The organism is Blastococcus tunisiensis (genome assembly GCF_900112815.1).
GTDB lineage: Bacteria > Actinomycetota > Actinomycetes > Mycobacteriales > Geodermatophilaceae > Blastococcus_B > Blastococcus_B tunisiensis.
On sequence record NZ_FOND01000017.1, the window covers coordinates 1 to 13,999 of the forward strand.

The 13,999-nt window shown below is 74.9% G+C and carries 14 protein-coding genes; 7 read left to right on the plus strand and 7 right to left on the minus strand.

Going from position 1 to position 13,999, the window contains the following annotated elements:
- The 5 genes from BM142_RS25695 to BM142_RS18725 form a co-directional block, all read right to left on the minus strand.
- Nucleotides 1-276, minus strand: a 276-nt coding sequence (locus BM142_RS25695) for a helix-turn-helix domain-containing protein (RefSeq protein WP_139228944.1), incomplete at its 3' end; no start/stop codon positions are given.
- Between the two features lie 131 nt (nucleotides 277-407).
- On the minus strand, nucleotides 408-833 hold the full coding sequence (locus BM142_RS18715) for a hypothetical protein (protein ID WP_092202071.1): 426 nt from the start codon (nucleotides 831-833) through the stop codon (nucleotides 408-410).
- A gap of 36 nt (nucleotides 834-869) precedes the next feature.
- Nucleotides 870-1,511: a TetR/AcrR family transcriptional regulator gene (locus BM142_RS18720; RefSeq protein ID WP_092202073.1), complete on the minus strand. Its 642-nt coding sequence runs from the start codon at nucleotides 1,509-1,511 to the stop codon at nucleotides 870-872.
- Between the two features lie 221 nt (nucleotides 1,512-1,732).
- Nucleotides 1,733-1,870, minus strand: a complete 138-nt coding sequence (locus BM142_RS24690) for a hypothetical protein (protein ID WP_175527354.1) — start codon at nucleotides 1,868-1,870, stop codon at nucleotides 1,733-1,735.
- Between the two features lie 122 nt (nucleotides 1,871-1,992).
- Complete coding sequence (locus BM142_RS18725) at nucleotides 1,993-3,009, minus strand: TIGR03617 family F420-dependent LLM class oxidoreductase (protein WP_217640791.1); 1,017 nt, start codon at nucleotides 3,007-3,009, stop codon at nucleotides 1,993-1,995.
- 66 nt (nucleotides 3,010-3,075) lie between these two features.
- Between BM142_RS18725 and BM142_RS18730 the strand changes: the two genes are divergently transcribed.
- From BM142_RS18730 to BM142_RS18760, 7 genes are all read left to right on the plus strand, one after another.
- Entirely contained in the window at nucleotides 3,076-3,810 is a 735-nt protein-coding gene (locus BM142_RS18730; RefSeq protein ID WP_092202075.1) for a TetR/AcrR family transcriptional regulator, read from the plus strand.
- A gap of 38 nt (nucleotides 3,811-3,848) precedes the next feature.
- Nucleotides 3,849-4,643 (plus strand): TIGR03084 family metal-binding protein, encoded by a 795-nt coding sequence (locus BM142_RS18735; RefSeq protein WP_092202077.1) that lies wholly within the window; start codon nucleotides 3,849-3,851, stop codon nucleotides 4,641-4,643.
- The gene (locus tag BM142_RS18740; RefSeq protein WP_092202079.1) at nucleotides 4,640-6,361 is read left to right on the plus strand and encodes an acyclic terpene utilization AtuA family protein; all 1,722 of its coding nucleotides are present in this window, start codon (nucleotides 4,640-4,642) and stop codon (nucleotides 6,359-6,361) included. The genes BM142_RS18735 and BM142_RS18740 overlap by 4 nt, the downstream gene beginning before the upstream one ends.
- Entirely contained in the window at nucleotides 6,358-7,971 is a 1,614-nt protein-coding gene (locus tag BM142_RS18745) for an acyl-CoA carboxylase subunit beta (RefSeq protein WP_092202080.1), read from the plus strand. The genes BM142_RS18740 and BM142_RS18745 overlap by 4 nt, the downstream gene beginning before the upstream one ends.
- An 8-nt stretch (nucleotides 7,972-7,979) precedes the next feature.
- Nucleotides 7,980-9,956 carry an acetyl/propionyl/methylcrotonyl-CoA carboxylase subunit alpha gene (locus BM142_RS18750; protein WP_092202082.1) on the plus strand — a complete coding sequence of 659 codons (1,977 nt, stop codon included), beginning with the start codon at nucleotides 7,980-7,982 and terminating at the stop codon, nucleotides 9,954-9,956.
- 73 nt (nucleotides 9,957-10,029) lie between these two features.
- Nucleotides 10,030-11,190: an acyl-CoA dehydrogenase family protein gene (locus BM142_RS18755; protein WP_254791067.1), complete on the plus strand. Its 1,161-nt coding sequence runs from the start codon at nucleotides 10,030-10,032 to the stop codon at nucleotides 11,188-11,190.
- 49 nt (nucleotides 11,191-11,239) lie between these two features.
- The gene (locus BM142_RS18760) at nucleotides 11,240-12,832 is read left to right on the plus strand and encodes an AMP-binding protein (RefSeq protein ID WP_254791068.1); all 1,593 of its coding nucleotides are present in this window, start codon (nucleotides 11,240-11,242) and stop codon (nucleotides 12,830-12,832) included.
- On the opposite strand, the gene BM142_RS24695 is transcribed toward BM142_RS18760, so the two are convergent.
- Both BM142_RS24695 and BM142_RS18765 read right to left on the minus strand, forming a co-directional pair.
- On the minus strand, nucleotides 12,833-12,988 hold the full coding sequence (locus BM142_RS24695) for a hypothetical protein (protein WP_175527355.1): 156 nt from the start codon (nucleotides 12,986-12,988) through the stop codon (nucleotides 12,833-12,835). It abuts the gene before it with no gap.
- A 66-nt stretch (nucleotides 12,989-13,054) separates the two neighbouring features.
- A complete protein-coding gene (locus BM142_RS18765) occupies nucleotides 13,055-13,981 on the minus strand; it encodes a ribokinase (protein WP_092202084.1) in 927 nt (308 codons plus the stop codon).
- Nucleotides 13,982-13,999: the final 18 nt, after the last annotated feature.

A 13,999-nucleotide genomic window follows, 5' to 3' on the forward strand; every position in this document is an offset into this window, starting at 1 on the left:
CGTGGACCCCGACCGGCCAAGGCGGCGGCCGATCGCCCGCAGGGATTCCCCCCGTTCCAGACCGCAGGCGATTTCCTCCCGCTCGGCCAGGTCCAGATATCGGCCGGTCGGCTCGCTCAGTTCGACAGGTGACACCCCGCCACACTCACGGAACCACCGAAATCCACGCGCCTGCGACACGCCTGATCGCTTCGCCGCGGCAACGGTCGGCAGCCCGTCCCGGATCCCGGTCCAGAACGCCCGCCGCTGATGCTGGAGCTCCGCCGTCCTCGCCATACCCGACCCCCACTCAGTCAGGGTGTTGCGACGACCCCCTGAGCCCGGGGACCCTGATCATGCGGCGTCCTCCCCCACGGTGGGCGGTGAGGGAGGACGCCCGACGATCAGGGAGGCTGATCGTGGCGTGGTCAGCCGTCGAGGGAGGGGCCGGTCTCGTGGCGGGGGTGGCCGGCGGTGCGCTCGCGCTGCTTCATCCGCGCCTCGTGGACGTGCCGGTCGCCGCCGGCCAGCTCGTCGCGGGCACGCGCGTCGAGGCCGCGGAAGGTCGTCCAGTAGTTCGCGTCGTAGTCCTCGACGATCTGGAACGTCCACCGGTCGGCGATCACGTTGCGGCCGACCAGGTCGCGGTCCAGGTCGGCGGCGAGGTCGGTGTGCCCGGCCTCGCGGAGCAGCTCGACGGCGTCCTGGAGCAGCAGGTCGGCCTTGCCGGTCAGCTGGTGGAAGCCGTAGAGCAGGCCGCGGGCCTGCTCGACGGTCTCCAGGGCCTCCGAGAGCTTGCCGAGCCCCTCGACGGTCGTGTCGTCGAGGTCGGGGCGGGTCCGGTCGTCCGTCACGCCCCCATCCTGCGGGGCTGCGCGATCAGCCGCCCGTCAGGCCCGGCCCTGTGCGATGGCGATCAGGCGCTCGGCGAGCCGCCGGCCGTGCGACGCCGGGCCGTCCGGGCCCAGCAGGCCACCGGAGAGGTACATGCCGTCGATGATCAGGTGGAGCTGGGCCGCGAGGTCCTCGCCGTGGCCCGGGGCGACCTGCTCCGCGAGCCGCTCCAGCCGGCTGTAGAGCTCGAACTTGTAGTCGGCGGCGGCGCTGCGCGCAGGGTGCTCCGGGTCGTCGTACTCGCTGCTGACGTTGTTGAACGGGCAGCCGCGGAAGCCGGTGCGGGTCACGTCGCGCTCGACGGCGTCCACGACCGAGAGCAGGGCTGCCCGCGGGTCGCCCTGCAGCCGCACCAGTTCGGCGTCGATGAAGGCGAGGAGGGTGGCCGCCTTGCGCGAGAGGTAGGCCCCGACGAGGTCGTCCTTGCTCTTGAAGAGCCGGTAGACCGTCATCTTGCCCAGGCCGGTCTCGCGGACGAGCTCGTCCATGCCGACGCTGCGCGAGCTGCGCCCGGCGAAGAGCCGCTCCGCGGTGTCCAGCACGATCGCCTGGCGCTCGGCACGGCTGCGACGGACCGGGGCTCCCGAGTCGGCGGAGGTTCCGGTGGCGTCGGCAGCGAGGTGCAGGGCGGCGGTCACGCAGCGATCGTGCACCACCTGCGTGACGGAGCAGTTCGCGGCACGCCGACCGACGTAGCGCTGGGTGACGAGAGGTCCACGGGTTTGCCGAGGCGGCGGGGGGCGCTGAGACCGATGTGGCTACGCACCGTCACGACGCGGCCTGCGGTGACCACCCCGCCCGGGGCCCGCGCGGGCGCGCGGGGGCCGGGGGCCGGGGGCCGGGGGAAGCGTGCTGCCGTTCAGTTCCGCCGGATGCGGCGGGGGTTGGCCAGCATGCGGGCCACGGTCGTCGCGGCCGCCTCGGGGCTGCCCGAGCCCTCCGTCTGGGCCTCGGTGGAGTCGTCGGATACTCGTACGTCGCTCTGGTTGTCCGCCATGGGTCCAGCCTGCCCGCAGCGGGCGGCCCGGGAAACGCCCGGAGGCGTGATCTCGCCCCACCGGTGGTGAGAGATCGCTCACGTACGCCCAGGTCGGAGGGGGTGTTCGGGCCGTCCCCGGGTCAGCGGAACGACTCCACCAGGGGGGTCCAGAGGTCCAGCGGCGCAGGGTAGGACGCGTACACGCTGAAGCGGTCGACCAGCCCGTCGTAGCGCCGGCGCACGGCGGCCCCGACGTCGGCGGGCTCGGCGACGACGGCGAACGTCGCGAGGACCTCGTCGTCGACCAGGTCGCGCATCGCCGTCCACTTGTCCTCCCGCCGGCTCACCGAGAGGCCGTGCAGCTCGTCGGCGAGGGACTCCCAGCCGTGCAGCTCGAGGACCGGCCGGTAGGCCGGGGTGCTCCCGTAGAAGGCGATGGTGGCCTTGACGGCGGACGCGGCCGCGGCCATCTCCGCCTCGTCGCGGCCGGAGACCACCAGTCCGGGCAGGGTCACCGCGACGTCGGCCCGGCCCCGGCCGGCCGACGCCAGGCCCTCGTCGAGCGCCGGGAGCGTCCGCTCGTGCAGGTAGCGCTCGGTGGTGAAGCCGTGCACCAGCAGCCCGTCGGCCACCTCTCCCGCCAGCCTGGTCATCAGCGGCCCCACCGCCGCGAGGTACACCGGCGGGGCGCCCCACTCGTGCGCCGGTGGCGAGAACATCGGCGTCATCAGGGTGTGCCGGTAGAACTCGCCCTCGAAGCGCAGCGGGGTGCCCTCCTGCCAGGCGTCCCAGATGGCGCGCAGCGCGCCGACGAACTCGCGCATCCGGGCGGCCGGCGCGCTCCAGGGCATGGAGAAGCGGCGCTCCACGTGCGGCTTGATCTGGGTGCCCAGGCCGAGCACGAACCGGCCCCGGGTGTAGCGCTGCAGGTCGTGCGCCGTCGTGGCCAGGGTCATCGGGGAGCGGGCGAAGGCCACCGCGATGGCTGTGCCGACCTGCAGCCGTCCGGTCGCCTGGCCGGCGGCAAACAGCTGGAGGAACGGGTCGTGGTCGACCTCGGAGGCCCACAGCGCCGCGTAGCCGCGCTCCTCCAGGTCGCGGGCGGTGCCCGCGATGTCGTCCATGCCGGTCGAGAGCAACGCCGCGTCGAGGAGCACGGGCGGCAGCCTGCCGTACCGGGGTGGACGCTGGCCAGGGGTACCGACCGTCCGTACGGTCACGTCGTGGTCGCCCGCCCGCTCCCGCCCGGTGGATCCACCGGGCCACGCCGTGACAGCCGGCGCGCCGACATCCTCGCGGCCTTCACCCGCGCCGTGGCCGAGCGTGGCTACGACGGGACGAACTTCGGCGACCTGGCGCTGGAGCTGGGGATCAGCAAGGGCACGATCGTGCACCACTTCGGCACCAAGGACCGGATGCTGCGCGAGCTGCACGAGGGCTACATGCGCCGGCGGCTGGCCGAGGTGCAGGTGGTGTGGGCACGGCTGACCGGTCCGGCCGAACGGCTGGCCGCCTTCGTCCACCTCGGCGTGCGCTACCAGGTCGTCGACCGCACCGCGACGGTGGCGTTCCAGCGGGAGGTGCTGCGCTTCGCCGCCGAGCCGGGGATGGAGACGTCGCAGTCGCTCCGCGGCGAGTACCGGGAGCTGGTGGAGCGGGTGCTCGCCGAGGGCACCGCCGCGGGGGTGTTCCGCCCCGGCGACGACCGGCTCCGCACCCTCCAGCTGTTCGGTTCGGTGCACTGGATGTGGACCTGGTTCGACCCGGCGGGCCCGCGCGAGGTGGCCGACGTGGCGGCGTCGTTCGTCGAGACGTTCCTCGCGGGGGTGCTGGTGGACCGGGCGCGCGCTGCCACGCTGGCCGATCGGTCCGGTCTGGTGGCGCAGGTGGTCGCCGAGGCGGTGGCCGCAGGTCGCGCCGAGGGGCTTGACGGCGACGCAGGTCACACCCCAGGCTGACCGTACGGGCGGTCAGTCCCGTCTGTCGGGAGGTCGGTGTGGCGGATCAGGTGCAGGTCCTCGCCGACCTCGCCGACGAGGGCGCGGCACTGGACGACGTGGTGGCGCACCTGGAGGACACGGCCTGGCTCACGCCCACCCCGGCGCAGGGCTGGACGATCGCCACCCAGATCGCCCACCTGACCTGGACCGACGAGTGGGCGTTGCGCGCGCTGACCGACCCCGAGGCGTTCCGGACGGCGGCCGCCGAGGTGGCGGAGCGGCTCGACACGATGGTCGACGACGGCGCCCGGGAGGTGGCCCAGATCGCGCCGGCCCGCCTCCTGGACCGGTGGCGGGCCACCCGCGCCGCACTCGCGGGGGCCCTGGCCGGCGCCCCGGCCGGCGAACGGCTGCCGTGGTTCGGCCCCCCGATGAGCCCGATGTCGATGGCGACCGCGCGGCTCATGGAGACCTGGGCGCACGGCCTGGACGTCACGGACGCGCTCGGCCTGCCCCCGACCGCCTCGCCCCGCCTGCGGCACGTCGCACACCTGGGGGTCCGCACCCGCGACTTCGCGTTCCGGCAGCGCGGCCTGCCGGTACCGGAGGCGCCGTTCCACGTGGAACTGACCGCGCCGGACGGGGCGACGTGGGCCTGGGGTCCCGAGGACGCCGAGCAACGCGTCGTCGGACCGGCGCTGGACTTCTGCCTCCGCGTGACGCGGCGGCGGCACCGCGCCGACCTGGCACTGGAGGCCGTCGGCCGGGACGCCGAGCGGTGGCTGGACGTGGCGCAGGCGTTCGCCGGCCCGGCCGGCGAGGAACGCCTCCCCGCCGGGGCGCAGGGGTGACCCGGCCGCTGCGGATCGGCAACGCCTCGGGCTTCTACGGCGACCGGCGGGCGGCCGTCCGGGAGATGCTGGACGGCGGCCCGCTCGACGTCCTCACCGGTGACTACCTGGCCGAGCTGACGATGCTGATCCTGGGCCGGGACCGGAGCGCGGACCCCTCGCGCGGCTACGCCCGCACCTTCCTGGCCCAGATGGAGGAGTGCCTGGGTCTGGCCGCCGAGCGCGGCGTGCGGATCGTCGTCAACGCCGGCGGCCTGAACCCGGCCGGGCTCGCCGGGGCGCTGCGCGACCTGGCCGCCCGGCTCGGGCTCGGCACCGCGGTGGCGTCGGTGGAGGGCGACGACCTGCTGTCGCGCGCCGGCGAGCTGGGACTCGGGACGCCGCTGACCGCGAACGCCTACCTCGGCGCCTTCGGTATCGCCGAGTGCCTCCGCGCCGGGGCGGACGTCGTCGTCACCGGGCGGGTCACCGACGCCTCGCTCGTCGTCGGGCCGGCCATCGCCCACTTCGGCTGGGGCCGGGACGACCTCGACCCGCTGGCCGGGGCGGTCGTGGCGGGGCACGTCCTCGAGTGCGGGGCGCAGGCCACCGGCGGCAACCTCTCCGCCTTCGACGAGCACCCGCTCGAGCAGTTGCTGCACCCCGGCTTCCCGCTGGCCGAGCTCTCCGCCGACGGCTCGTGCGTGATCACCAAGCACCCCGGGACGGGCGGCGTGGTGGACCGCGACACCGTCACCGCCCAGCTGCTGTACGAGATCGGCGGTCCCCGGTACGCCGGGCCGGACGTCGTCGCCCGCTTCGACACGATCACGCTGACCGACGACGGCGCCGACCGCGTGCGGATCTCCGGCGTCCGCGGTGAGCTGCCGCCCCCCACGACCAAGGTCTGCCTCAACTCCCTCGGCGGGCACCGCAACGAGGTCACCTTCGTGCTCACCGGCGACCGGATCGAGGCGAAGGCACGGTTCGCCCGTGCGCAGTTCGAGGCGGCCCTGACGACCCGGCCGGCGGAGCTGGTGTGGTCGACGGTCGGTGTGCAGCGGCCGGACGCCGACACGGAGGCATCGGCCAGCGTGCTGCTCCGCTGCACGGCGCTGGACCCGTCGGCCGACGTCGTGGGGCGGGCGTTCAGCGGCGCCGCGGTGGAGATGGCGCTGGCGAGCTACCCCGGCTTCCACCTCACGGCCCCGCCCGGCAACGGCTCGCCCTTCGGCGTCTACACGGCGGCCTACGTGCCGCAGGACGCCGTTCCGCACGTCGCCGTCCTGCCCGACGGCAGCCGCGTCGACATCGAGCCGCCGACGGTGATGCGAGCGCTCGAGGAGGTGCCTCCCGGGCAGTCGGCCCCTGCCCACCCGGGTGGGCAGGGGTCGACCGTCCCGGGACCCACCCGCCGGGCGCCGCTCGGCGCGGTGGCGCGGGCGCGCAGCGGCGACAAGGGCGGGACGGCGAACATCGGCTTCTGGGCCCGCACCGACCCCGCCGCCGCCTGGCTCGCCGCCGTCCTGACGCCGGCGCGGGTGCGCGAGCTCCTCCCGGAGGCGGCCGACCTGCCGGTCACCGTGCACCCGCTGCCGAACCTGCGGGCGGTCAACGTGGTGATCGACGGCCTGCTCGGCCGTGGCGTGGCGGCCAGCGCGCGCTTCGACCCGCAGGGCAAGGCCGTCGGTGAATGGCTCCGCGGCCGCACCCTCGACATCCCGGAGGAGCTGCTGTGAGCCTGTTCCGCTCGACGCTGGACGTCGGGTCGGCCGAGTTCGCCGCCAACCGGGAGGCGATGCTCGACGCCCTCGCGGCCCTGGAGGCCGAGCACGCGAAGGCACTGGCCGGTGGCGGGGACAAGGCCGTGGCCCGGCACCGCAGGCGCGGCAAGCTGCTGCCGCGGGAGCGGATCGAGCTGCTCGTCGACCCCGGCAGCCCGTTCCTCGAGCTCTCCCCGCTGGCCGCCTGGGGCAGCGACTTCGCCGTCGGCGCCAGCGTGGTCACCGGGGTCGGCGTGGTCGAGGGCGTGGAGTGCGTCCTGATCGCCAACGACCCCACCGTCCGCGGCGGGGCCAGCAACCCGTGGACGCTGAAGAAGACGCTGCGCGCGCTGCAGATCGCCCGGGAGAACCGGCTGCCGGTGATCCAGCTGGTCGAGTCCGGCGGCGCCGACCTGCCCACGCAGAAGGAGATCTTCATCCCGGGCGGGCAGCTCTTCCGCGACCTCACCCGCCTGTCGGCGGCCGGCATCCCGACGATCGCGCTGGTCTTCGGCAACTCCACGGCCGGTGGCGCCTACGTGCCCGGCCTCAGCGACCACGTGGTGATGGTCGACGGCGGGGCGAAGGTCTTCCTCGGCGGGCCGCCGCTGGTGCGGATGGCCACCGGGGAGATCGCCGACGAGGAGGAGCTCGGCGGCGCCGCCATGCACGGCCGGGTCAGCGGGCTGGCCGACCACGTCGCCATCGACGAGCGCGATGCGCTGCGGATCGGGCGGCGGATCGTCGCCCGGCTGAACTGGCGCAAGCGCGGGCCCGCCCCGGGGCCCTCGGTCCCGCCGCGCGCCGACGAGGAGGAGCTGCTGGGCATCGTCGGCACCGACCTCTCCCGCCCGTTCGACCCACGGGAGGTGCTCGCCCGCGTCGTCGACGACTCCGACCTCGACGAGGTCAAGCCCCGGTACGGACCGAGCCTGGTCACCGCCTGGGCGCGGATCCACGGGCACCCGGTGGGTGTCCTGGCGAACGCGCAGGGCGTGCTGTTCAGCCAGGAGGCGCAGAAGGCCGCGCAGTTCATCGCCCTGGCCAACCAGAGCGACACCCCGCTGGTCTTCCTGCACAACACGACCGGCTACATGGTCGGCCGCGAGTACGAGCAGGGCGGGATCATCAAGCACGGCGCGATGATGATCAACGCCGTCTCCAACAGCCGGGTGCCGCACCTGTCGGTGCTGCTGGGTGCGTCCTACGGCGCCGGGCACTACGGCATGTGCGGACGCGCCTACGACCCCCGGTTCCTGTTCGCCTGGCCGTCGGCCAAGTCGGCCGTCATGGGGCCGGCGCAGCTGGCCGGCGTGCTGTCGATCGTCGCCCGCGCCGCCGCCGAGGCACGGGGGACGGCGTTCGACGAGGAAGGGGACGCCGCGATGCGGGCCGCCGTCGAGGCGCAGATCGAGGCCGAATCCCTGCCGCAGTTCCTCTCCGGACGGGTCTACGACGACGGCGTCATCGATCCCCGCGACACCCGCACCGTGCTGGGCCTGTGTCTCTCGGCGATCAGCAGCCGGGAGATCGAGGGCGTCGGCGCCGGCAGGGGAGACGCCGGCTTCGGCGTCTTCCGGATGTGAGCGCCCCGATGATCGAGCGCGTCCTCGTCGCCAACCGCGGAGAGATCGCCCGCCGCGTCTTCCGCACCTGCCGCGACCTCGGCATCGGCACCGTGGCGGTGTACTCCGACGCGGACGCCGACAGCCCGCACCGCGCCGAGGCCGACCGCGCCGTACGGCTCCCCGGCTCGGCGCCGGCCGACACCTACCTCCGGTCCGACCTGCTGATCGACGCCGCGCGGGCCTCCGGCGCCGACGCGATCCACCCCGGGTACGGCTTCCTGTCGGAGAACGCGGAGTTCGCGCAGGCCGTGCTCGACGCCGGCCTGGTCTGGATCGGCCCCCCGCCGGCGGCCATCGACGCCATGGGTTCGAAGGTGCAGGCCAAGGAGCTCATGGCCGATGCCGGCGTCCCCGTGCTGCCCGAGCTGGACCCGGAGACCGTCACCGACCGCGACCTGCCGGTCCTCGTCAAGGCCAGCGCCGGCGGGGGAGGCCGCGGCATGCGCGTCGTCCGCACGCTCGCCGAGCTGCCCGGGGCGCTCGCCGCCGCGCGGGCCGAGGCCGCCAGCGCGTTCGGGGACCCGGCCGTGTTCTGCGAGCCCTACGTCGAGGCGGGCCGGCACCTGGAGGTGCAGGTCCTCGCCGACGCGCACGGCACCGTGTGGTCCCTCGGCGAGCGGGAGTGCTCGCTGCAGCGCCGGCACCAGAAGGTGGTCGAGGAGACGCCGTCCCCGATGGTGGACGACGCCCTGCGCGCCGAGCTGTCGGCCGCCGCCGTGGCCGCCGCGAAGGCCATCGACTACGTGGGCGCGGGCACCGTCGAGTTCCTCGCGAGGAACGACGGCACCTTCTGGTTCCTCGAGACCAACACCCGCCTCCAGGTCGAGCACCCGGTCACCGAGTGCGTGACGGGCCTCGACCTCGTCGCCGAGCAGCTGCGGATCGCGGCGGGGGAGCGGCTGGCGGCCGACCCGCCGGGGCCCCGGGGCGCCGCGATCGAGGTGCGGCTCTACGCCGAGGACCCGGGGCAGGGCTGGCGGCCGACCGGCGGCCCGGTCCGCCGGTTCGCCGTCCCTGGCGTGCGCGCCACGTTCGACGTGCCCGACCGGCCCGGCGTGCGGCTGGACCCGGGCGTCGTCGACGGCACGACGGTGGGGACGGCGTACGACCCGATGCTGGCGAAGGTGATCGCCTGGGCCCCGACCCGGGCCGAGGCGGCCGCCCGGCTGGCCGCCGCCCTGGCCGGTGCCCGGATCCACGGGCTGACGACCAACCGCGACCTGCTGGTGCGCACCCTGCGGCACCCCGAGTTCCTCGCCGGGCGCATCGACACCGGGTTCTTCGAGCGGATCGGACTCGACGTCCTCGCCGCTCCGCTGGCCAGGCCGCGCGAGGTCGGGCTCGCCGCGCTGGCCGGCGCCCTGGCCGTGGAGGCGACCGGACGCCGGGACGCCGGCGTGCTGGCGGAGCTGCCCAGCGGCTGGCGGAACGTGCCGTCGCAGCCGCAGTGGACGGCGTTCGACGCCGCCGGGGAGACCGTCGAGGTCGGCCTCCGGCACACCCGGGGCGGGCTGCTGGTCGAGGGGCGCGACGGCCAGCATCTTGAGGACGTGGTGCTCGTCTCCGCCGGCCCGGCGGACGTCGTCCTCGAGGTGGCCGGCGTCGAGCACCGGCTGGCGGTCTCCGTCGACGGGGACGCGGTGGACGTCGACGGGGACGGCTGGGCCGTGGCCCTGCGCCTGCTGCCCCGCTTCCCCGACGCCGCCGCCGCGGTCGCGGCCGGTTCACTCGTCGCACCCATGCCCGGCACGGTCACGGCGGTGGACGTCGCGGTCGGGGACGCGGTCGCGGCCGGGCAGCGGCTCCTGGTCCTCGAGGCGATGAAGATGCAGCACCCCGTTGTGGCCGGGACCGCCGGCGTGGTGCGCTCCCTGGACGTCGTCCCGGGGGCCCAGGTGGACGCCGGCACCGTGCTGGCCGTGATCGAGCAGGAGGACCCGTGACCGAGCTTGCGAGGGCACGCAGAGACAGAGCACCGCGCGGCACGTGTGCGACGAGCGTCAGCGAGGAGTGCACGTGACGCTGGACTTCGACGAGGGCGACGAGCTGCGGGCGCTCCGGGCGGCGGTGGCCGACCTCGGCTCGCGCTACGGGCAGTCCTACTTCCTGGAGCAGGCGCGCTCCGGCGGCAGCACCGACGCGCTCTGGCGGGAGGCCGGCAAGGCCGGCTTCCTGGGCGTCAACCTGCCCGAGGAGTACGGCGGGGGCGGCGGCATGGTCGAGCTGTCCCTGGTGTGCGAGGAGCTCGGCGCCGCCGGCTGCGGACTGCTGATGATGGTCGTCTCCCCGGCCATCTGCGGCACGGTGATCGCACGGTTCGGCACCGAGGAGCAGAAGCAGCGCTGGCTGCCCGGCCTGGCCGACGGCTCGTCGATCATGGCCTTCGCCATCACCGAGCCCGACGCCGGCTCCAACTCCCACGAGATCACCACCACCGCCCGGCGGGACGGCGACGAGTGGGTGCTCACCGGCCGCAAGACCTGGATCAGCGGCGTCGACCTCGCCGACGCCGTGCTCGTGGTCGGCCGGCTCGCGGACGGGCCGAAGGGCACGCTCCGGCCGGCGCTGTTCGTCGTCCCCACGGATGCGCCGGGGCTCACCGCCCAGCCGATCCCGATGGAGATCGTCAGCCCGGAGCGGCAGTTCTCCGTCTTCCTGGACGACGTCCGGCTGCCGGCCGACGCGCTGGTCGGCTCCCCCGAGTCGGGGATCGCGCAGCTGTTCGCGGGGCTCAACCCCGAGCGGGTGATGGCGGCGGCGTTCTCCCTCGGTGTCGCCCGCCTGGCCATGCGCAAGGCCACCGACTACGCCCGCGAGCGCACCGTCTGGGGCACCCCGATCGGCGCCCACCAGGGGCTGGCCCACCCGCTGGCCGCCTGCCAGATCGAGATCGAGCTGGCCCGGCTGATGACCCAGAAGGCCGCCTGGCTGATCGACCGGGGCCGGGACGCCGAGGCGGGGCTGGCGGCCAACAGCGCCAAGTACGCCGCCGCCGAGGCCGCCGCGCGCACCGTCGACCAGGCGGTGCAGACCCACGGCGGCGCCGGGCTCGCCCAGGAGTACGGCGTCGGCGCCCTGCTCGTGGCCTCCCGGCTCAGCCGGATCGCCCCCGTCAGCCGCGAGATGATCCTGAGCTTCGTGGCCCAGCACGACCTGAAGTTGCCCCGCTCCTACTGACGACGACGTCGTGCTCCATCGCGGTGGAGCACGGAGAACCGGAGGAACCGTGCCCGAGCCCCGCATCCACACCAGCGAGTACCCGCCCGTCCAGACCCCCACGACGCCGATCTGGCAGACCGTGCTGGCCGGGGCCGCCGAGCGCGGCGACCACCCCGCGCTGGTCGACGGCGTCAGCGGCCAGACGATCAGCTACGCCCAGCTCGCGCACATGGTCGAGCGGATGGCGGCCGGGTTCGCGGAGAACGGGGTGCGGCCGGGGGACGTCGTCGCCCTGCACAGCCCCAACACCGTGCTCTACCCGGTGGTCTTCTACGCGGCCAGCCGGGCCGGCGCGACCGTGACGACGCTGAGCGCGCTCACCACCGCGAAGGACATGGCCAACCAGCTCGACGACAGCAAGGCCACCCTGGTGATCACCGTGGGCCCGCTGCTGCCGGTCGCCGTCGATGCCGCCGGCGACCGCCCGGTGTGGACCTGCGACCAGGTCGAGGGGCACCGCAGCGTCCAGGAGCTGCTCGCGAGCACCGGCCCGGTGCCGGACGTGCCGGTGGACGCCGCCGAGGACGTCGCCGTGCTGCCGTACTCGAGCGGCACCACCAGCCTGCCCAAGGGCGTGATGCTCACCCACGCGAGCATCGGGGTGAACCTGGCCCAGATCGACGTGCTGCACACCATGGGGCCGGAGGACCGGATCGTCGCCGTCCTGCCGTTCTTCCACATCTACGGCATGACCGTGTTGATGAACGTGGCCCTGCGCAAGGGGGCGACCGTCGTCGTGCTGCCGCGCTTCGACCTGGCGCAGTTCATCGACGTCCTCGAGCAGCACCGGATCACCCGCGCCTACGTCGCGCCACCCGTCGTCCTCGCCATGGCCAAGCACCCCGCGTTCGAGGGCCGGGACTTCTCCGCCCTCACCTTCATCCTCTCCGCGGCCGCGCCGCTGGACGCCGAGCTGGGCGCGATCGCCTCCCGCCGGATGGGGGCCGAGCTCGGCCAGGCGTACGGCATGACCGAGCTCTCGCCCGGCACCCACCTGGTGCCCGACGGCACGGCGCACGACGCGCCGGCCGGCACCATCGGCAAGCTGTTCCCGTCCACCGAGGCCCGGCTGGTGTCCGTCGAGACCGGCGAGGACGTCGGCACCGGGGAGCCCGGGGAGATCTGGATCCGCGGCCCGCAGCGGATGAAGGGCTACTTCGGCCGCCAGGAGGAGACCGACACCCTCATCGACGCCGACGGCTGGCTGCACACCGGCGACATCGGCACCGTCGACGAGAACGGCTGGTGGCACGTCGTCGACCGGGTCAAGGAGCTGATCAAGTACAAGGGCTACCAGGTGGCGCCGGCCGAGCTGGAGGCGCTGCTGCTGGCCTCCCCGGACGTGGCCGACGCCGCGGTCATCGGCGTCTACGACGAGCGGGGCGACGAGGTGCCCAAGGCCTTCGTCGTCCGGGCGCCGGGCAGCACCGCCACCGAGGACGACGTGATGGCCTTCGTCGCCGAGCGCAGCGCGCCCTACAAGCGGGTCCGGCAGCTGGAGTTCATCGAGGCGGTGCCCAAGTCGGCCAGCGGCAAGATCCTCCGCCGCGAGCTACGGGTGCAGGAGAAGGCCGCCCAGGCACAGGAACCTGTGGCCTGATCAGGTGTCGGGGGTGTCCGCGCCCTCGCCCTGACCGGCGTCCGTGCCCTCCGCCGGCTCCTCGGGGTGCGGGGTGCGGCCGCCGGTCTCGTCGTCCCCGGGCCGGTCGCCCTCGGCGTTCTCGGACGTGTGCGGTGTGCGACCGGGCTCGGTCATGGCGGGTCCTCCTCGATCCGTCGACTGCCCGGCCTGTGCCCCTCCCGTCGCCACGGAAACCCCTGCTCAGCCGACCGGCTCGGCCGCCGGCACCCGGGGCAGCAGCGCCTCGACGGCCTCGGCGTCCGGGAGCGCGCCGCGGGCGCCGGGGCCGGTCGTCGACAGGGCGGCGGCGGTCACCGCGAACCGCACCGCCGCGGGCAGGTCCCGGCCGGTGGCCAGGGCCTGGGCGAGCGCGCCGCAGAAGCAGTCGCCCGCGCCGGTGGTGTCGACGGCCGCCACCGGCGGCGGGGCCTGCAGCAGGGCGGGGGAGCCGTCGCGGCGCACCAGGAGGGCGCCCCGGGCGCCGAGGGTCACCACCACGACCGGGCCGCTGATGCGGCGGGCGAGCGCGGCCAGCTCGGCGGGCGTCCGTTCGCCGGCGGCGGCCCCGGTGAGCTGCACGAGCTCGTGCTCGTTGGGGACCAGCACGTCGACGAGGGCCAGCAGCTCCTCGGACAGGGGCCGGGGAGGTGCGGGCGTCAGGACGACCCGTCCGCCGGCCGCCGCGGCGGCTCCGTGCACCGCGTCCATCGGCACCTCCAGCTGCAGCAGCAGCACGTCCGCGCGGCGGACCGGCTCGACGTCGACGTCCGCCGGCGAGAGCTCGGCGTTCGCGCCGGGGACGACGACGATCAGGTTCTCGCCGGTGCCCTCCTCCACCGGGATGGTGGCCGAGCCGGTGGGCAGGCCCGGTGTGCGCCGCACCCGGCTGACGTCCACGCGGGACCCGGCCAGCGCGGCCAGCTGCCGGTCGCCGGCCGGGTCCTCGCCGACGCGGCCGACCATGTGCACGCCCGGGCCCAGCAGCCCCGCGGCGGCGGCCTGGTTGGCGCCCTTGCCGCCGGGCGCCAGGACCGCGGAGCGGCCGATCACCGTCTCGCCCCGGGCCGGCAGCCGGTCGACGGCGACCAGCACGTCCTCGTTCAGGCTGCCCACGACGGTGACGGACACGCGGAGACCTCCGGGCTG